This window comes from Micromonospora lupini str. Lupac 08, assembly GCF_000297395.2.
Taxonomy (GTDB): Bacteria; Actinomycetota; Actinomycetes; order Mycobacteriales; family Micromonosporaceae; genus Micromonospora; species Micromonospora lupini.
On sequence record NZ_HF570108.1, the window covers coordinates 4,589,988 to 4,608,921 of the forward strand.

The 18,934-nt window shown below is 72.2% G+C and carries 18 protein-coding genes; 7 read left to right on the plus strand and 11 right to left on the minus strand.

Annotated elements, in window-relative coordinates:
* Nucleotides 1–52: 52 nt before the first annotated feature.
* Complete coding sequence (locus tag MILUP08_RS22060; RefSeq protein ID WP_039908542.1) at nt 53–667, minus strand: dihydrofolate reductase family protein; 615 nt, start codon at nt 665–667, stop codon at nt 53–55.
* A gap of 157 nt (nt 668–824) precedes the next feature.
* On the opposite strand from MILUP08_RS22060, the gene MILUP08_RS22065 reads away from it, so the two are divergent.
* Nucleotides 825–1,535 carry a DNA alkylation repair protein gene (locus tag MILUP08_RS22065; RefSeq protein ID WP_007461723.1) on the plus strand — a complete coding sequence of 237 codons (711 nt, stop codon included), beginning with the start codon at nt 825–827 and terminating at the stop codon, nt 1,533–1,535.
* Between the two features lie 90 nt (nt 1,536–1,625).
* On the opposite strand, the gene katG is transcribed toward MILUP08_RS22065, so the two are convergent.
* The 5 genes from katG to MILUP08_RS36855 form a co-directional block, all read right to left on the minus strand.
* Nucleotides 1,626–3,902: a catalase/peroxidase HPI gene (gene katG, locus MILUP08_RS22070; protein WP_007461725.1), complete on the minus strand. Its 2,277-nt coding sequence runs from the start codon at nt 3,900–3,902 to the stop codon at nt 1,626–1,628.
* Between the two features lie 23 nt (nt 3,903–3,925).
* Nucleotides 3,926–4,354 carry a Fur family transcriptional regulator gene (locus tag MILUP08_RS22075; RefSeq protein WP_007461728.1) on the minus strand — a complete coding sequence of 143 codons (429 nt, stop codon included), beginning with the start codon at nt 4,352–4,354 and terminating at the stop codon, nt 3,926–3,928.
* Nucleotides 4,355–4,548: 194 nt separating this feature from the next.
* Nucleotides 4,549–7,032, minus strand: coding sequence for an ABC transporter permease (locus MILUP08_RS22080; protein ID WP_007461730.1), 2,484 nt, complete (start codon nt 7,030–7,032; stop codon nt 4,549–4,551).
* Nucleotides 7,029–7,790, minus strand: a complete 762-nt coding sequence (locus MILUP08_RS22085) for an ABC transporter ATP-binding protein (protein WP_007461732.1) — start codon at nt 7,788–7,790, stop codon at nt 7,029–7,031. The genes MILUP08_RS22080 and MILUP08_RS22085 overlap by 4 nt, the downstream gene beginning before the upstream one ends.
* Before the next feature lie 23 nt (nt 7,791–7,813).
* Entirely contained in the window at nt 7,814–8,143 is a 330-nt protein-coding gene (locus MILUP08_RS36855; protein ID WP_007461734.1) for a sensor domain-containing protein, read from the minus strand.
* A gap of 165 nt (nt 8,144–8,308) precedes the next feature.
* On the opposite strand from MILUP08_RS36855, the gene MILUP08_RS22095 reads away from it, so the two are divergent.
* Nucleotides 8,309–8,527 carry a hypothetical protein gene (locus MILUP08_RS22095; protein WP_007461735.1) on the plus strand — a complete coding sequence of 73 codons (219 nt, stop codon included), beginning with the start codon at nt 8,309–8,311 and terminating at the stop codon, nt 8,525–8,527.
* A 334-nt stretch (nt 8,528–8,861) separates the two neighbouring features.
* Nucleotides 8,862–9,905 carry a glycoside hydrolase family 11 protein gene (locus MILUP08_RS22100; protein ID WP_007461738.1) on the plus strand — a complete coding sequence of 348 codons (1,044 nt, stop codon included), beginning with the start codon at nt 8,862–8,864 and terminating at the stop codon, nt 9,903–9,905.
* Nucleotides 9,906–10,005: 100 nt separating this feature from the next.
* On the opposite strand, the gene MILUP08_RS22105 is transcribed toward MILUP08_RS22100, so the two are convergent.
* From MILUP08_RS22105 to MILUP08_RS22120, 4 genes are all read right to left on the minus strand, one after another.
* Nucleotides 10,006–10,425 (minus strand): VOC family protein, encoded by a 420-nt coding sequence (locus MILUP08_RS22105; protein WP_007461741.1) that lies wholly within the window; start codon nt 10,423–10,425, stop codon nt 10,006–10,008.
* A gap of 86 nt (nt 10,426–10,511) precedes the next feature.
* The gene (locus tag MILUP08_RS22110; RefSeq protein ID WP_007461743.1) at nt 10,512–12,251 is read right to left on the minus strand and encodes a multicopper oxidase family protein; all 1,740 of its coding nucleotides are present in this window, start codon (nt 12,249–12,251) and stop codon (nt 10,512–10,514) included.
* Nucleotides 12,248–12,700, minus strand: a complete 453-nt coding sequence (locus MILUP08_RS37180) for a DUF6220 domain-containing protein (RefSeq protein ID WP_007461745.1) — start codon at nt 12,698–12,700, stop codon at nt 12,248–12,250. The genes MILUP08_RS22110 and MILUP08_RS37180 overlap by 4 nt, the downstream gene beginning before the upstream one ends.
* Entirely contained in the window at nt 12,693–13,700 is a 1,008-nt protein-coding gene (locus tag MILUP08_RS22120) for a carboxymuconolactone decarboxylase family protein (protein WP_007461747.1), read from the minus strand. The genes MILUP08_RS37180 and MILUP08_RS22120 overlap by 8 nt, the downstream gene beginning before the upstream one ends.
* Before the next feature lie 143 nt (nt 13,701–13,843).
* Between MILUP08_RS22120 and MILUP08_RS22125 the strand changes: the two genes are divergently transcribed.
* Complete coding sequence (locus tag MILUP08_RS22125; RefSeq protein ID WP_039908547.1) at nt 13,844–14,971, plus strand: sensor histidine kinase; 1,128 nt, start codon at nt 13,844–13,846, stop codon at nt 14,969–14,971.
* Nucleotides 14,968–15,630, plus strand: coding sequence for a response regulator (locus MILUP08_RS22130; RefSeq protein WP_007461751.1), 663 nt, complete (start codon nt 14,968–14,970; stop codon nt 15,628–15,630). The genes MILUP08_RS22125 and MILUP08_RS22130 overlap by 4 nt, the downstream gene beginning before the upstream one ends.
* 168 nt (nt 15,631–15,798) lie before the next feature.
* Here MILUP08_RS22130 and MILUP08_RS33935 read toward each other — a convergent pair whose 3' ends face one another.
* Entirely contained in the window at nt 15,799–16,467 is a 669-nt protein-coding gene (locus MILUP08_RS33935; protein ID WP_007461753.1) for a class I SAM-dependent methyltransferase, read from the minus strand.
* Between the two features lie 61 nt (nt 16,468–16,528).
* Here MILUP08_RS33935 and MILUP08_RS22140 point away from each other — a divergent pair, with 61 nt between their 5' ends.
* On the plus strand, nt 16,529–17,167 hold the full coding sequence (locus MILUP08_RS22140) for a TetR/AcrR family transcriptional regulator (RefSeq protein ID WP_007461757.1): 639 nt from the start codon (nt 16,529–16,531) through the stop codon (nt 17,165–17,167).
* A 171-nt stretch (nt 17,168–17,338) separates the two neighbouring features.
* Nucleotides 17,339–18,922, plus strand: coding sequence for a pentulose/hexulose kinase (locus MILUP08_RS22145; RefSeq protein ID WP_007461759.1), 1,584 nt, complete (start codon nt 17,339–17,341; stop codon nt 18,920–18,922).
* Nucleotides 18,923–18,934 lie beyond the last annotated feature (12 nt).

Below are 18,934 nucleotides of genomic sequence, written 5' to 3' on the forward strand. Positions count from 1 at the left end.
GGCGAGGCGTGCGTCCCTGGAACGCACGCCGTCGCCGGGCGGCGATAGTCGCCTAGTTACCCGCGGGCACCTGCTCCTTGACGTCGTCGTAGCCGGCCGCGCCGGGCGCGTCGGTAGGCGCGTAGATGACGCGGAGCACGCCCGTCGGGAACACCTCGGTCGCCGTCACCCGCAGGTGGTACGGGGTGTCGCCGTCGTCGAACAGCCTGCGGCCCTTGCGCGCCGCCACCGGGTGCACCAGCAGACGCAGCTCGTCGACAAGCCCGGCGGCGAGGAGCTGCTGCACCACGGAGATCGACCCGGGGATGAGGATGCCCTTGATCCCGGTGTCGGCCTTGAGCGCGGCGACGGCCGCCGGGAGATCGCCGTCGACGACCTCCGAGTTGCGCCAGGAGAACTCAAGCGGCTGGCGGGAGACGACCACCTTGCGCACGTCCCCGAGCTGCTTGGCGAACCCGGCGTCCTCGCCACCCGCCGTCTCCCGGTCGGGCCACGCGCCGGCGAAGCTGTCGTAGGTCACCCGGCCGATGAGCAGCACGTCGGACGTGTCGTAGTCCTCGGTGACGGCGCGGCCCATGTTGTCGTCGAAGTACGGGAAGTGCCAGTCGGGATCGATCTCGGCCACGCCGTCGGCCGAGATGAACAGCGTGGAGATGACCTTCGCCATCGCGGTGTGCTCCTTCACGTCAGGTGCTGTCGGCAGACAGACGGCCACAGCATCCCAAACTCGTCGGACACTCTCCGGCCTCTCGCACCGCACGCCGCCGACGGAACGCCACCGAACACGGCGGAACGGTCGGACGCGCCGGGTAGGTTGCACAGACATGGCCACGCCCGCCGACGTCCGACACGCCCTCGGGCGTCTCGCCGACCCGGTCCGGGCAGCCGGATCGAGCCGGTTCCTCCAGCTGGTCCCGGGTGGTTACGGCGAGGGCGACCGGGCGATCGGCGTCAGCGTGCCGGACCAGCGCCGGGTGGCCGCCCGCTACTGGCGCGATCTCTCCCTGGCCGGTGCGGCGGAGCTGTTGACCGGCGGCGTCCACGAGGAGAGGTTGACGTCGCTGTTCATTCTGGTGCGCAGGTTCGCGCGCGGCGACGAGGAGGAACGGGGCCGCGTCGTCCGCCTCCTGCTGGACAACACCGACCACGTCGACAACTGGGACCTGGTCGACTCGTCCGCCCCGTACATCCTCGGGCCGTGGCTGATCGACAGGGACCGCAGCGTCCTGGATCGCCTGGCCGCGTCGGACCTGGTGTGGGACCGGCGCATCGCCGTCATGGCAACCTTCGCCTTCATCAGGGTCGGTGACTTCGACTGGACGTTCCGCCTCGCCGAACGGCTCCTGCACGACCCGCATGACCTGGTCCGCAAGGCGGTCGGCTGGATGCTGCGCGAGGTGGGCAACCGCGACCGCGCGGCCGAGGAGGAATTCCTGGCCCGGCATCACCGGGTCATGCCGCGCGTCATGCTGCGGTACGCGATCGAGAAGTTCGAGCCGCAGCGACGCAAGGAGTACCTGTCCGGGCTGGACTGAAGGGCTTCGGCGTGGCCGGCGGCGGCAGAACGCGGACGAGCCCCGGTCGATCGCTGACGGATCGGCCGGGGCTCGTCGGTGTGCGCAGGATCAGGCGATGTCGAACCGGTCGAGCTCCATGACCTTCGTCCAGGCCGCGACGAAGTCGTGCACGAACTTGTCGCGCGCGTCCTGGCTGGCGTAGACCTCGGCGAGGGCGCGCAGCTGGGAGTTGGAGCCGAAGATGAGGTCGACCGCCGTGGCGGTCCACTTCACCTCGTCGGTGGCCAGGTCCCGGATCTCGTACACGTGCTCGTCGGACTTCGACGCGCTCCACCGGGTGCCCGGGGAGAGCAGGTTGGCGAAGAAGTCGTTGGTGAGCACACCCGGCCGGTCGGTGAGGACGCCGTGCCGGCTGCCGCCGGTGTTGGCGCCGAGCGACCGCAGACCGCCGACGAGCACGGTCATCTCGGGCGCGGTCAGGTTCAGCATGTACGCACGGTCGACGAGCAGCACCTCCGGCTGGGTCTTCTCGCCGGCGCGCAGGTAGTTGCGGAAACCGTCCGCGCGCGGCTCGAGGACCCGGAACGACTCGACGTCGGTCTGCTCCTGGGTGGCGTCGGTGCGGCCCGGCCGGAACGGCACGGTCACCTCGACACCCGCGTCGCGCGCCGCCTTCTCGACAGCGGCCGAGCCGGCCAGCACGATCAGGTCGGCGAGCGAGATCTTCGCCCCACCGGCGGCGTTGAACTCCTGCTGGATGCCCTCCAGGGTGCTCAGCACCGACGCGAGCTGCTCGGGCTGGTTGACCTCCCAGTTGCGCTGCGGCTCCAGGCGGATCCGGGCGCCGTTGGCGCCACCGCGCTTGTCGGTGTGCCGGAAGCTCGCGGCGGACGCCCAGGCGGTGGAGACCAGCTGGTCGGTCGGGACGCCGGAGTTCAGGATCGTCGCCTTGAGCGCGGCGATGTCGGCGTCACCCACCAGCTCGTGGTCGACGGCCGGCACCGGGTCCTGCCAGAGCTGCGGCTCGGCCACCCACGGCCCGAGGAAGCGCTCGATCGGGCCCATGTCGCGGTGCAGCAGCTTGTACCACGCCTTGGCGAAGGCCAACGCGAACTGGTCGGGGTTCTCCAGGAAGCGGCGGGAGATCTTCTCGTACGCCGGGTCGACGCGCAGCGACAGGTCGGTCGTGAGCATCGTCGGCCGGTGCTTCTTCGCCGGGTCGAACGGGTCCGGGATGATCGCGTCGGCGTCCTTGGCGACCCACTGCTTCGCGCCACCCGGGCTGGTGGTCAGCTCCCACTCGTAGCCGAAGAGGATCTCGAAGAAGCGGTTGCTCCACTGCGTCGGCACGTCGGTCCAGGTCACCTCGAGACCACTGGTGATCGTGTCGGCGCCCTTGCCGCTGCCGTGGGTGCTCAGCCAGCCGAGGCCCTGCGCCTCCACCGGGGCACCCTCGGGCTCCGGGCCGACGTGGCTGTCGGCCACGGCGGCGCCGTGGGTCTTGCCGAAGGTGTGACCACCGGCGATGAGGGCGACGGTCTCCTCGTCGTTCATCGCCATCCGGCCGAAGGTCTCCCGGATGAAGTGCGCCGCCGCCGCCGGGTCCGCGTTACCGCGCGGGCCCTCCGGGTTGACGTAGATGAGCCCCATCTCGGTCGAGCCGACGCCGGCCGCCATCTCCTTCTCGGAGGCGTACCGCTCGTCGCCCAGCCAGGTGTCCTCCGGGCCCCAGAAGATCTCCTCGGGCTCCCAGACGTCCTCGCGACCGAAGCCGAAGCCGAAGGTCTTGAAGCCCATCGACTCCAGGGCCACGTTGCCGGCGAGCACGAGCAGGTCGGCCCAGGAGATCTGCTGGCCGTACTTCTGCTTGACCGGCCACAGCAGCCGGCGGGCCTTGTCCAGGTTGGCGTTGTCCGGCCAGCTGTTGAGCGGGGCGAACCGCTGACCGCCGTCGCCGGCGCCGCCCCGGCCGTCCTCGATGCGGTACGTGCCGGCGGCGTGCCAGCTCATCCGGATCATCAGACCGCCGTAGTGGCCGAAGTCGGCCGGCCACCAGTCCTGCGAGGTGGTGAGGACCTCGGTGATGTCCCGCTTGAGAGCCTCGACGTCGAGCTTGGCGAACTCCCGGGCGTAGCTGAAGTCCGCACCCAGCGGGTTGCCCTTCGACGAGTGGGCGTGCAACACCGAGAGGTCGAGCTGGTTCGGCCACCAGTCCCGGTTGGTGCGCGGACGACCGCCGGTCTTCGGGGTCGGCGAGTCGATCGCCGGGTTCTCGCTCTCGCTGCCGTGCGCGGTCACCGAGTCGTGCGCGACCGGGCAGCCGGCCGCGGCCTTCTGGTCCACGCCCTGCGCGCTGGTGGGACCGTTGTCCTGGGTGTCGCTCATGTACTTCCTTCCGAACTGGCGGATCACTGGGAGGTGCTGGCGGCCGCGCAACCGGGGCAGGTGCCCCAGTAGACGACCTCCGCCTCGTCGACCACGAACCCGTGGTCGTTCGAGGCGGTGAGACAGGGGGCGTGGCCGACGGCGCACTCGACGTCGGCGATGGCGCCGCAGGAGCGGCACACGACATGGTGGTGGTTGTCCGCGACGCGGGACTCGTAGCGGGCGGTGGCGCCGGCCGGCTGGATGCGGCGGACCAGACCGGCGTCGGTGAGCACCCGCAGCACGTCGTACACCGCCTGGTGGGACACCGTGGGATGCTCCGCCCGCACCAACGCGATCACCGCGTCGGTGCCGACGTGGGGGTGGTCGCGCAGGGCCGCGAGCACGGCCAACCGGGGCCGGGTCACGCGCAGCGAGACCGCTCGCAGTTGCGCCTCGAGGTCGGACGTCACGGGACGACAGTAGTCCGCTCTTTTGGAATATATCAAGTTTACGGTTGGCGTCGTCCACGGCCGGAGGCCACCGACCACCCAGGCTATGACACGGGCCACACGGCCGGGCACGAACAGCGGAAACTGTGACGTCAGCCGCGCCTGGTGCGGCCCATGCCTGAACCGGGATGGGCCGCACCAACGGAACGCAGGCCCTACTCCTTCATCCCGATGTTGTCGATCGGCGGGATTCGGAGCAGCCGCCGGACGGGCCACACAGTGGTCGCCAGCGCGAGCAGCGTCGCGCCGCCGAGCACCACCACCCAGCCGAGCGGCGGGACGTACGGGATCGGGCTGCCGGTCAGCGCGTTGACGACCGCGCCCAGGGTGAGCGCCGCGATCGTCGCGCCGATCAGCACCGAGGTGCCCAGCAGCCCAGCCTGTTCGACGTGGACCATCCTCCGGATCTGCCGGCGGGTGAGCCCGACCAGTCGCAGCAGCGCCAGTTCACGACGACGGGCCAGCGCCGCCAGCACCATCGTGGTCGCGGCTGCCAGCGCCGCGTACCCCACCAGTACGCCGATCAGCAGCCGGTTCAGCCAGGCGCCGATCGCCAGGTCGATGCCGATCAGCCGGGTACGGGTGGCCGCGTCGAGCACGGCGCTGCCCGGATGCGCTGCCGACCAGGCCGCCAGCGCGGCGTCGGCGTCCGGTCCGGCGCGGACGAGGATCTCGTCGTCGGTGGCGCCTGCGGTGTGCCCGGCGACCGTCTCCGCGGCCAGTGTGACGTCGGCGAAGCCGAGGCCGCGACCGTAGACCGCGATGACCCTCAGCGTGCTCGGCGTTCCGTCACCCAGCCAGAGTTCGGCCTGGTCGTCGACGTGCCAGCCAGACGCGGACGCCTGCGTCGCGGACAGCGCGACAGTGCCCGCACCCAGGTCGGCGAGGTTACCCTCGCGCACGTCGAGGTCCATCGTGGCGGTGATCCCCAGCGGGTCGACGGCCTGCGCGGCGACCGGTTCGATGCCGTCGAACGACCGCACCACCACCTGCGTACGCCGCACACCGGTGGCCGCCCGCACCCCGGCCAGTTCGCGGACCTCCCCCGCCGCGTTGGCTGGCAGCCCGCCCGGCGCGGTAAGCACACGCTCGGCGAGCGTTCCCGTGCTGCTCTGCCCGATGGTCTGCCGCTCCAGGTTGTTCTGCAGGAACCAAACCGAGCCGCCGAACCCGACCGACAGGACGAGCGCGGTCAACACGGTCGCCATGCCCTGCGCGTTGGCCCGCAGGTTGGCCGCGGCCAGGTAGCCGCTGACCCCCCAGATCCGGGGCAGCACCCGGGTGAGCAGTCGCGCCGCCTGCGCGTTGATCCTCGGCGCGAGCAGCGCCACCGCGATGACGAACAGGTAGAGCATGCCGACCGCGCCGGCCAGCGCCGCTGTCGAACCGGTGCCGCCGAGCGTGAACACCCCCGAGGTCCCGGCCGCCACGAGCGTCAGCACCCCGGCGACGAGCCGCACCCGCCCGCTGCGCCGAGGCTCCACGGCGATCTCACCGAGCGCCTCGACCGGCTTGATCCCGGCCACCCGGCGCCCGGCGAGCAGCGCGGCGAGCACCGCCACGAGCAGGGCCGTACCCACCGCGGCCGGCACCGCGAACAGGCCACCGGTCATCGGGAAGTCCGCCGGGACGAACCCGCGCCCGACCAGCTCACCGTGCACCCAGCGGGCGGCCAGCAGGCCGGCCGGCGCGCCGACCACGGCGGCGACCAGGCCGAGCAGCGCGGCCTCGCCGACCAGCAGGCGGCGGATCTGGCCCGGGGTGGCCGCGATGGCGCGCAGCAGCGCCAGATCGCGGCGACGGTGCCGGACGGACAGTCCGATCGTGCCGGCCACCACGAAGACGATCAACAGGATGACGTACCCGCCGAACGCCGACCCGACCTCGATCAGCAGCGAGCGGGCCGCCAGGTTGGCGGACTGCTCGGCCTCGCCGCGATCCGCTCCGGCGTACGTCGTGACGTCGGCCGCCGAGGCGAGCCGGCCGACCGCGTCGCGGACCGCCCCGCGGTCGGCGCCGGGGGCCACCCGTACTCCGATCGCGTCCACCCGGCCGGGGTGCGCGGACAGTCGCGCGGCCTGGGCGTCGGTGAAGAACACGGCGGCCGTGCCGGTCGCGGCGGTCCCGCTCACGCGGTACGACCGGCTGGTTCCGCCGACGACCAGGTCGATGCTGTCACCCGGGGCCGTGCCGAGTCGGACGTCGACCACCACCTCGTCGTCGGCTCGCGGCGGGACCCCGGCGGTGATCGGACGACCGGCGAAGGTGTACGTGCCCCAGCCGTGCCCCACGGCGGCCGGCGAGCCGATCAGCACCCGGTCGTCGCCGCTCACGGCGGCGACCCCGGGCAGCCGCCGGATCTCCTCCACCACTGCCGCGTCCACAGTGCCGCCCTCGGGCAGCGCGACGGCGCTGGTCGTGGTGCCGCCGTCGAACTCCTTGATCGTGTGGCTGACCGTGCGGTGGGCGACGACCAGATCCGCCGTCACCCAGAGCCGGGGCTCCGGGCGGAAGCGCAGCCCGGACTCGACGAGCGTGCCCATGGCGACCAGGATCAGCACCCCGGCGATCAGGGCGAGCAGCGTGGCGGCGGCCGGGCCGGTGCGGTGCCGCAGCAGCCGAGCGGCGAGCCCCATCATCGGACGACCCGCCGGTCCAGCGACGCCAGGTGCTCGGCGATGCCTGCCGGACCGATCTGCGGCAGGTCTGCCACGATCCGGCCGTCGGCCAACACGAGGACCCGGTCCGCGTACGACGCGGCGACCGGATCGTGGGTCACCATCACCACGGTCAGTCCGTGTTCGTCGACGACCGCCCGCAGCAGTGTCAGCACCTCCCCCGCGGTCTGCGTGTCGAGCGCCCCGGTGGGCTCGTCGCAGAAGATCACCTCGGGGCGGGTGGCCAGCGCCCGAGCGATCGCCACCCGTTGCTGCTGGCCGCCGGAGAGCGCGGCAGGCCTGTGGTGCAGCCGGTCGGCGAGGCCGACCCGGTCGACCACCCGGTTCAGCCAGGCGCGGTCCGGACGGACGGCGGCCAGGCGCAGCGGCAGCACGATGTTCTCCTCGACGGTGAGCGCGCCGATCAGGTTGAACGCCTGGAAGACGAACCCGATCCGGGTGCGTCGCAGCTCGGTGAGGCGGGTCTCGGACAGCCGCGACAGTTCGGTGCCGCCGAGAACGACCCGGCCGGAGGTGGGCCGGTCGAGACCGGCGGCGGTCTGCAGCAGGGTGCTCTTGCCGGAGCCGGACGGACCCATCACCGCGGTGAAGGTCCCCCGGCCGAATTCGGCGTCGATCCCGGCCAGCGCGGTGACCCGCGTCTGGCCGGTCTCGTAGACCCGGGTGAGGTGTTCGACGCGTACTGCGGCGTCGGTGGTCGGTCCCGGATACTCGGGCATTCTGGTGGCCTCTCTCCGTGTCCTCAACAGGAACTGCGCGCACCAGAAACGCTATTGAGCGGGGAGAACGGCGACCATCCAGCGGACTGCCCGGTCCGGGTACAGCAGGCGCTACCGCTGGTCGCCGTCGAGGTAGCGCAGCACCGCGGTCGAGCACGTTCACGGTCCGCCACCGAGCGCACGGCGCGCAGCGCACCGGGCGCCGCCAGCAGCCCCACGCCGGTCAGGCAGGTCGCCGCCACGATCAGCGCCCGGAGCAGCGCGGCAAGCGCCAGCACCGCCGTGCCCAGGCCGCCGACGAGATGCTCGACGGCACCGACCGAGGCGTGGATCAGGCCCCGCACGTACGCCATCGTCCACCTCCCGCGCCAACACAGGTCACCGTGGGACTGGCCGCCAGGGTCCGCCATGGAAAGTACAGCCTGCTGTACGGCGATCGTCGAGCTGGTGGGATCGTCTCCGCCGTACCGGCGGCCTAGCGTCGATGGTGTCGTGAAGCGTCGCCGAGGGAGGCAGTCATGTCAGATCCGTACCGCATCGCCGAGACCCCGGTCGCCGCCCCGGAGAAGCCGGGCGGCGCGCTCCGTCCGCTGCTCTGGCTGGTGCTGTTCGTCAGCGCGGCGGCCAACGCGGTGTTGTCGACAGCCGTGGACAACCCGTGGGTCGGCTCGGCGTTCGGCCTGGTCGCGGTGCTCTGCGCGGCGGCGCTTATCGTTCACCACCGCCGCAACCGCTGACCGCTGCCGGATCGCGTCACCCGGACGAATCATCGGTCCGGAAAGTCTCCGGAAATTTCGGTGTCGACAAAGCGGCCTGCGATCAGTCCGGCACGCCGTCGATGCGCGATGCCTGGGCGTTGATCGATCACTGACCAGGCGGTAATGCCTTCGCGGGGGTGAGTGGCGACAGGCGCAAGGCTGCCGCATTGTTTCCGGAAAGTGTTGACAGGACGACAACCGGGTCAATACGGTGCCCATCGACGGCGCTCTATTACCGTCAATGGCATTCACCGCGACCCACTCCTCCGATCGTCGTGCGGGACGACCGGCCACCACCAGGAGGGACACGTCCATGACCGACACCGACCACACCCCCACCAGACCGGGGAGACGCGGCCGCCTGCGGCTGCTCCTCGGCACCGCGTGCGCGGCCGTACTCGCCGTCACGGGCACGATGACCGCCACCAACGCGTACGCCGAGGCCGACCGGACGCTCACCTCGAGCCTGACCGGCACCCACAACGGCTACTACTTCTCCTTCTGGAAGGACGGCGGCAACGCCAGCATGACGCTGCGCGCCGACGGCCGGTATTCCAGCAGCTGGGACCGCAGCACCAACAACTGGGTCGGCGGCAAGGGCTGGGCCACCGGCTCGCGGCGGACGGTCAGCTACTCGGCCACCTACAACCCGGGCAACAACAACACCTACCTCGCCCTGTACGGATGGACGCGCAACCCGCTCATCGAGTACTACGTGGTGGAGAACTTCGGCAGCTACAACCCGAGCAGCGGCGCCCAGCGGATGGGCACGGTGACCACTGACGGCGGCACCTACGACATCCTCCGCAGCCAGCGGGTCAACGCCCCGTCGATCGACGGCAACCAGACGTTCTACCAGTACTGGAGCGTCCGCCAGCAGAAGCGTTCGAGTGGCACCATCACCACCGCCAACCACTTCGACGCCTGGGCCCGCGCCGGCCTGAACCTCGGCACCAACCACGCCTACCAGATCATGGCCACCGAGGGCTACCAGAGCAGCGGCAGCTCCGACGTCACCGTCCGCGAGGGCGGCGGCGGCAACCCGACCTCCGGGCCCACCACCGCGCCGCCCACCACCGGTAACCCCGGGAACGGCAACTGCAACGCGACAATCTCCGCCGGTCAGCAGTGGGGTGACCGCTTCAATCTCAACGTCGCGGTCAGCGGCACCAACAACTGGGTCGTCAGCCTCGGCCTCGGCGGCGGCCAGAGCATTCAGAACAGCTGGAACGCCTCCGTCAGCGGCACCAGCGGCACCGTCACCGCCAGGCCGAACGGCAACGGCAACAACTTCGGGATAACGGTCATGGCCAACGGCAACTGGAACTGGCCGACGGTCACCTGCACCACCGGCTGATCCCGACCGACTCCGCGCGCCAGCACCCGGCCCCGCCGCCACGCGACGGGGCCGGGTGCCGCGCCGGCCCGATCCGGCCCACGGTGCGGCTCCGCCGGCACTACAGGCCCTGTCCGATCTCCACCAGATAGCCGTCGGGGTCGCGCAGGTAACAACGGATCTCCGTGCCGTGGTCCTTCGGCTCGGTGAGGAAGTCCGCGCCACGGGCCTTCCACTCGGTGTAGAGCGCGCGGATGTCCCGGACCCGCACGTTCATCGCGCAGCTCAGGGTGTTGGAGTCGGCCGGGGCCTTGGCCTGGACCGTCGGCTTGTCGTCCGTCGGGCCGCCCTCGACGTTGATGATGATGTAGCTGTTGAAGAACCTCATGATCAGCGGGTTCGCGTCGTGGACGCACGTCGCCCCGAACACGCGCTCGTAGTACTCCCGCGACCGGTCGATGTCGCGGACGATGAGCAGCGTCGCCAGGAACATGCCGTCCTCGGGCCGGAAATAGTCGGGAGCCGGGTTGGCCAGGGTCATAGCCACCTCTTCGTCGCCTGCCTCTGCTGCACGGGCGCGACGGGTTCCCGCCAGGGTCGGGCCGAAACCGGGAACGGCGCGGGACATCACGAGTACATCAGGTGCAGCGTCATCCCGGCGTCGGCGTGCCCCAGGTTGTGACAGTGGTTGGCCCACATCCCCGGGTTGTCGGCCCGGAACGCCACCTCCCACACCTCCCCCGGCCGGACGTCGAACGAGTCAAGCCACAACGGACTGCCGACCGCCGCCGTCCGGGTGCGGGACAGCACGAGGACGTGGTGGCCGTGCAGATGCCACGGGTGCACGGTCTGCGACCGGTTGACGATCGTGAACCGGACGACGTCGCCGCGGCGGACGACCTGCGGCGGGATGTCCGGATCGGCCGCGCCGTTCACCGTGTGGGCGTAGCGCGGAAGCAGTCCGTGCAGGTCGAGGCCACGGTCGAGGACGAGGGTGAACTCCCTGTCGAACCGGGTCCACGGCGCCGGCGCCGGCGCGCCGTAGGTGAGCGGGTCCAGGACCGGCCACCCGCCGGTCGCCGTCGACACCTCCCCGGTGGAGTAGACCGCCCGTCCGTCGACGAACAGGGCCACCGGGGTGGCCGGCGCGGTGAACACCAGGTCGTAGCGGCCCCCGGCCGGGATCAGCACGGTGGTGCCCGCGAGCGGCGTCGGACCCCGCAGATCGAAGCCGTCGATCGCGGCGACCTGGAAGGCGGTCCCGGCCAGGGCGTAGCGGTGCGTCGTGTTGTCGGTGTTGATCAGGCGCAGCCGTACCGGCACGCCGGCCTCGACGCGCTCCACTCTCGCCGCCGGCAGCGGACGGCCCGACAGGGTGTGCACCGGCACGGTGACGTCGAGGCCGGTCGGCGGCCCCGGGCGCACCACCAGGACGCCGTAGAGGCCCATCCGCACACCGACGTCGGACACCGCGTGGGTGTGGTACCAGTACGTCCCGGCCTGATCGGCACGGAACCGGTAGACGAACTCCTGGCCGGGCAGCACGGCCGCCTGCGTCACCCCGGGCACGCCGTCCTGGCTGTTCGGCACGTCGTACCCGTGCCAGTGCAGGGTGACGCCCCGCCCGATGTTCCGGTTGCGCAACGTCACCTCCACGACGTCGCCGACGGTGGCGGTCAGCTCCGGCCCGGGTACCTGCGCGTTGAACGCCCACGCCGCGACGTCGCGGCCGCCCACGCGCACCGTGGCGGTCCCGGCCGTCAGGATGAACCGGCGGGTGGGTTCGTCGGAGGTCCGGACCTGCGGATAGCCATGACCATGCGGTACGGCGGGTGCGGCACCCGGAGCCACGGCCAGCCCGGTTCCGGCCAGCAGCGCCGCAACTGTCACCACTACCGCCGCCCGGGACGCCGTGCGGGACGGGCGCGCGTCGAGGAAGCGCCACGAGACCGCCGTCGCCGTGCCGACCCCGGCGACCGCGAGCAGCCCCACCGACGTCGACGCCGGGTAGCCGTGCAGAATCGTCACGAGCAGGGCGGCGCTCACGGCGTACCCGGCGAAGAGGAGCGGGACCGCGACGGACCGGATGTCGCCCGCGGTCCGCAGCAGCCGCGGCCCGGCGACGACCACAGCCGCGAGCGACAGGGGCGCGGCGACGAGGACCTTCTCCGCGGCGAACCACCAGCCGGCGCGGGCGAGCGCGACCACCGTGACCGCGCGGCCGAACGTGGCGAGCAGCGCGACGGCGGCCAGCCCGAGTGCGAGTGGGCGGCGCCGGGCGGCCGCCGCCGCGCCGCCGCCCAGCCATCCGGCGGCGGCGAGGACCGCGAGCACGAGGTCCGCCACGAGCAGCGAGCCGGTGGTCATGCCGGCTCCCCCTCCCGGACGGCCGCGCGGGTGTCCCCCAGCGGCACCGGACCGCCCAGCCTCCGCGCCGCCCGCAGGACGCCGACCACGACGTGCACCGCGATGATGCCGTTGAGCGCGTGCAACCCGCCGAGGGTCAGGCCGATCGCGGTGCTGACGCCGGCGGCGTCGGTGGAGGCGTTGGCGAGCATGGCGAGCAGCGCCTGCACGACGACGAGGCCGAGCGGCAGGACCGCCAGTCCGACGAGTCGGCCCGGCGCCTTCGCCAGCGCGGCGAACAGGGCGGTGAGCAGGCTGAGGACGGGGATGACGGCCATGCCGTTGACACTGTGCAGGGCGTATGCGTCGTCGCCTGACGGTTTCGTGAACGCGCCGACGGCGGCGAGGATGAACTGGAGGGCGAACGCGACGAGCAGCAGGGCGGCGCTGACGACGAATGCCTTACGCATGGTGACCCTCCTGGAGGTGCGCCGAGGCCAGGGCCTGGGCGACATGGTCGGTGGCGGTGATCGCCCCGTACGCGACCAGCCGGACGAGGTCGGCGTCGGCGGGGTGCGACAGCCGCCAGAGGGCGACGTCCCCCACGCTGATCGCGCTGGGCGCGAACGCCGCCAGCAACGCGATCCGGGTTCCGATGCGGTCCCTTCCGGGCACGTCCCGGACCAGGTCGACGGCCCAGTCCGCGGGCCGGGCCGGGACCCGCCCGTCCTCCCAGCGCACGGTGGCCGTCACGGTCTGGCGGGCCACGTCGCCCAGCAGGTCCCCGCCCCGGGTGGCGGCGGCTCGCAACGACGCGTAGGCGACACCGACCGGGCTGTCCCCCGCCCAGGCCGGCGGCGGCGTCGCACCGGCGTCGAGGAGCGGGAGACTGCGACCGGGTTCCTTCCGCTCCCGGGCGGCCCTGGCGTACAGCCGGCCCCCGACCGAACGCACCAGCGGGGAGCGTTGCAGGCCGCCGGGGAGCAGATCCTCGTCGAGCAGCGCCGAGACGATCCGGTTGATGAAGTGGAAGGCGAGCAGGGTGCCGGTGACCTCCGGGCGGTACGCGCTGCTCCAGTCGGCGGCGCCGGGGCTGCGGCTGGCCTGGGCCCAGCGCGCGAGCTCGGCGTGGCGCGGATCGGGTGGTGTCCCGCCCCGGGCGACGACCTCGGCCAGCCCGTGCTCGCCCAGGGCGTGCAGCAGCATGACGTGCGCGTCGACGCAGAACTGGCAGCGGTTGGCCCGGGACACGGACGCCGCGACAAGTTCGCGCTCGACCCGGGACGCGTCCCCGGCGAGCAGGGCCTCGCGCAGCAACGACCAGGTCGCGGCCAGCACCTCCGGCACGGCCGAGAGCACCTGAAAGGTGGGCAGCGGCCCGAGGAAGTCGTCGCGCGACTGCTGGTAGACCTCCGCGGTGCGACCGGTGGCCGCCTTCGTGGGGACGGGGGTGAAGAATCGGTATGTCATGGGCTCGATGCTTGCCGTGGCGGGCTGGGAAAACGTCGTGCCGCCGCAGACACTTGACCCGGCGCCGTACCGCACCCGTGGTACGCCCGATCTACCGCGCGCGCGGGATGCTCCACGAACGACTGCCGTTCTACAGTGCGACCATGCGCCGCGACCTGCCGTACGCCCTCAGTGGCCTCGCCCTCGGCGGCCTCCTGCTCGGCAACGCCGCGCTCGCCCCGGACGCCGCGCCCGTCGGGGCCGTCGACGTCGCCCTCGTCCTCGCCATGGCCGCTGCTCTGGCGGTGTGCCGGCGGTATCCGGTGGTCGCGCTGGCCGTGGTGACCGCCGCCATGCTGGCCCTGCACATCCGGGTGCACTCCGGAGTGTCCGCCGCGTTTCCCGTCCTCGGCGTGGTCTACGTCGCCGCCTGGCGGGGTCGCCGGGCCGCCGCCGCCGCGGCCAGCCTCGCCTTCCTCGGTGGCTTCCTGGCCCGTGACGTCTCGGTGGCGCCTGTCGACCGCCCCAACCAGCTGATCGCCGAGCGGACGGCCCTGTTGCTGGGATGGTTCGTGGCGGCCAACGTCGCCGGGCTGGTCGGCCGGCAACGCCGGGCGTACCTGGAGCAGGTCGAACAGCGGGCCATCGAGGCCGAACGCACCCGCGAGGAGATGGCCTTGCGCCGCGCCGGGGAGGAGCGTCTGCGCATCGCCCGCGACCTGCACGACTCCCTGACCCACAGCATCTCGGTGATCAAGGTGCAGGCCGGGATCGCCGTGCACCTGGCCCGCAAGCACGGCGACGAGCCGTCCGCCACGCTGCTGGCGATCCAGGAGGCCAGCAGCGCCGCGATGCGGGAACTACGCACCACCCTCGACGTCCTGCGCGCGCCCGACGACGACCGCGTCGGGCTGGCCCGGGTGGACGAGCTCGCCGAGCGGACCCGGGCCGTCGGCGTACCGGTCCAGGTCACCGTCACCGGCCGGCCCCGGCACCTGCCCGACGACGTCGACCAGGCCGGCTACCGCGTCATCCAGGAGGCCCTGACAAACGTGGCCCGCCATGCCGGCCCCGCCACCGCGCACGTCCACGTCGAGTACGCCCCGGCCGGGCTGACCGTCGCGGTCACCGACGACGGGCAGGCGTCGCAGGCGCGGCCCCCGACACCGGGGGTGGGGTTGCGCGGTATGCGGGAACGGGTCACCGGGCTGGGCGGCACACTGCACGCCGCGGCCCGCGACGGCCACGGGTTCGGGGTGCGGGCCACGTTCCCCCTGGACGAGCCGGCATGATCCGGGTCCTGCTCGCCGACGACCAGGCGCTGATGCGAGCCGGGTTCCGGGCGCTGCTGGAGGCCGAGGACGACCTGGAGGTCGTCGGCGAGGCCACCGACGGCGCGTCGGCCGTGCAGCTCGCGCGACGCCTGCGCCCCGACGTCGTGCTGATGGACGTGCAGATGCCGGGCCTCGACGGCATCGAGGCGACGCGGCGCATCGCCGCGGACCCCGACCTCGCCGCGATCCGGATCCTCATCCTCACGAACTACGGGCTCGACTCCTACGTCTTCGCCGCCCTCCGAGCGGGCGCCAGCGGTTTCCTCCTCAAGGACGCCGACCCCACCGACCTGTTGCAGGCAGTCGCCGTCGTGGCACGCGGCGACGCGCTGCTCGCGCCGGCCGTCACCCGTACGCTGATCAGCGAGTTCGTGGCCGGCCCACCGCCGGCCGTGCCGACGGCGGGCCGTGACGTGCTGACCGCCCGCGAACAGGAGATCGTCGAGCTGGTCGCCCGAGGGCTGACCAACGACGAGATCGCCCTGCGCATGGTGATCAGTCCGTTGACCGCCAAGACACACGTGAACCGGGCGATGACGAAGCTGCACTGCCGTGACCGGGCCCAGCTCGTCGTGTGGGCGTACGAGTCCGGACTTGTCGCGCCGCGCCGTCGATGATCGTCAACCCGGTCCGGGGCATCCGTCGTCGCACGGGGTGGGGCCGACGCATTGACATTGCCGCCGTCCCACGAGGGCTTTGCTGAAACAGGGGCCATGGACGACCCGCCGCGACTGCCGCCCGCCGTCCGCGAGCTGAGGGGTCGTCATTCGCCGATACGGCTCAGGCTAGGCGTCGCGGCGCAGCGTGAACCAGAAGGTGGGCACGGAATTGGTGCCCGGTGTGACGTCGAGCAGTTCCCAGCCGGGGAATCTGGCGCGGAGCTCGTCGGCGGTGACGCCTGCCGCCCACGACGTGATCTCGGTGGTCGGATTGCCGAGCGGCTCGGGGCCGTACCCGAACATCAGCAACAGTGCTCCGGGAGCGGCGCGGTGGGTGAGCCCGGCGGCGTAGGCGTCGCGGCGGTGTAGCGGAACCCCGCAGTAGCAGCTCAGGTCGAAGAACAGGTCGAAGGGGCCCGGCACGTTCAGCTCGTCGAGGCGGGTGGCGTCTCCGTGCAGCACCCGTACCGCCACTCCCGCCGCCGCGGCCTTCTCCCTGGCCTGGTCGACGGCGCGGTCGATCAGGTCGACGGCCGCCACCTCCCAGCCGTGCCGTGCGAGGTAGGTGGCGTTGGTCCCTGTGCCGCAGCCGAGCTCGAGGGCGCGGCCGGGCGGCAGCGCCCCGTGGCCCTCCACCAGGTCGACCAGCTCGGGTGGCGTCACGCCGGTGTCCCACGGCGGCTTGCCGGCGCGGTAGTAGCCCTCCAGCGCGCGGTGGACGGCCTCCTCCTCCGGGTCTCGCTGGACTGAGGCCAGGTCCGGTCCTGGCTTCTGGGTGGCGTTGGGTCGGCCCATGACGTCCTCCAAGAATTTAGAGTTGGACTCTAGTGTTCAGCTCTAAAGATAGGCTCGCAATATGGACAAGGTCAAGCGGCCGGACAAGCGAGCCGAGCGCTCACGCCGCACCCGTGAAAAGGTCGTCGAGGCGGCTCGCGAGCTGTTCGTCGCGCAGGGTTACGGGGCGACGAGCCTGCAGGAGGTCGCGGACCGGGCGGGCGTGGCCGTCCAGACGGTCTACTTCGTCTTCCGCAACAAGCGCACGCTGTTCAAGGACGTCGTCGATACGTCCATCGCCGGGGACACTGAGCCGATCGCCACAATGGATCGTGAATGGTTCCGCGCCGCGTGCGCCGAACCCACCGCAGCCGGGCAGTTGCGCGCGCACGTCCACGGCACCCGCGAAATCCTGGGCCGGGTCGCCCCGATCATGCCGCTGATCGCGGCTGCCGCGGCCACCGACCCTGAGATCGCCGTGCAGTGGCCCGACGGCCCCGACCCGCGTTACACAGTGCAGTACGCAGCGGCCGAAGCTCTGGTCGGCAAGCCCGACACCCGTCCCGGCCTCTCCGTCGAGATGGCGGCGGACCTGCTGTTCGGCCTACTCAGTCCGCAGCTCTACCTGATCTTCGTCCGCGACCGCGACTGGTCACCGGACGCCTGGGAAGAATGGGCCCGAACCGCCTTGACCTCCCAACTCTGCGCCGACCCCGGCTGAACGGACGGACGTCACGATCCTCCTCCAGCCGGCGCGATGATCTGCCTGACCGGCGTGGCGTGGCGCCGGCGACGCCAACACCAGATTCGAACCCGCCACCACCGACGACGCGAGACGACAACTGCGCGCAACCGCTTGCCGGCCCGCCGAACACCGCCCGACCATGTGCTCATGGGGCCGGAGCGTCGTGTCATCCTCGGGGTCGACGTCGGCACCACCGCCGTGCGGGCGGGCGCGTTCGCGCTGGACGGCTCCGCCCGACACGTCCGGACACACGCGTACCCGCTGCTCCAACCGCTGCCCGGCTGGCAGGTACAGGACCCCGACGTGCTGGTGGCGGCCACCCTGGCGGCGGTGTCCGCGTGTGTCTCCGACGCCGCCGGGGCGGAGGTCGTCGCCCTCGCGGTCAGCTCCCCCAGGTACGGCGTGATCGGGCTGGACGCGACACTCAGCCCGGTGACGCCGCTGCTGACCGGGCGTGACACGCGGTCCGCGGAGGTGGCCCACGACCTGCGGGTCTCTGGTCAGAGCCGGGAGCTGCACAGGGTCACCGGCACGCCCGTGCACCCGGGAAGCCCGCTCTGCAAGCTCATCTGGTTCGCCCGCCACGAACCGTACCTCTGCAGCGCGACGCGGTGGTGGATCGGCCTGAAGGACTACCTGGTGCATCGGTTGACCGGGACGTTGGTGACCGAGCTGTCGACGGCGTCCGGCACCGGCATGTTCGACGTCCATCGGCGGGTGTGGAGCGCGGGCGTACTCGACCTCGTCGGGGTGTCCGGCAACCAACTGCCCCCGGTCCTGCCCACGACGGGCGTGCTGCGGCTCTCCTCGGCGGCCGGGCAGGCGGTCGGCCTGCCGTCCGGCACACCTGTCGTCGTCGGCGCGGCTGACGGTCCGTCGAGCAGCCTGGGCGCGGCGGCGATCGACAGCACCGTCGCCGGTCTGACGCTCGCGGCCACCGGGGCCCTGCGGACGGTCGTCGCGGCTCCGCTCGTCGACCCGGCGGAGACCTTCTCCTGTGCGGCGCTGACCGAGGACGAGTGGGTGGTCGGCGCGACGGTCGACAACGGCGGCAACGTCGTGCGGTGGGCCGGCAGCGCCCTCGAACCCGACAGGCGCCCGGCGTCCGATGACCAGCTCGCCGCGCCCGAGCTCCTGGCTCTCGCCGAACGGGTTCCCCCCGGCAGCGACGGCCTGGTGATGCTGCCCTACCTGCTGGCCGGCCCGACGCCGGCTGCCGGTTCTGGCCCGCCGGGCGCGTATCTGGGCTTGCGGAGCGAGCACTCCCGAGGTCACCTGGTGCGCGCCGCGCTGGAGGGTGTGTGCCTGCACCTCGGCGGCGTCCGTGACCGCCTGGCCGAGCTCACGCCGGTCAGCAGCGTTCGGCTGACCGGCCGCGCCTTTCGCCATCCACTGTGGCGTGCGGTGATGGCCGCGGTCCTGGACTGTCCGACCCAGGTGGCGGGCGAGGACGACGACGCCGCCCTCGGCGCGGCCGCGCTCGGGCTCTTCGCCATCGGCCTCGCCGCCGACCTCAAGGGGGCCGTCACCCTGCTCGATCCCGAGGGCGCCCGCACCAGGCCGGTCGCGGTCGACCCGGTCCTCGCCACGACCTATCGCGGCCTACGCGCGAAACTGCCCGCACTCCACGCGGTCGTGGACCGCGTGGGAGAGATCCTCGACGAGGTGGCGGCCGGGCCGGGGGTCGGTTGGCGGGCCACCACGGCGTCCCGCGACGTGGTGGGCGGTTGACCGGGCCGGTCG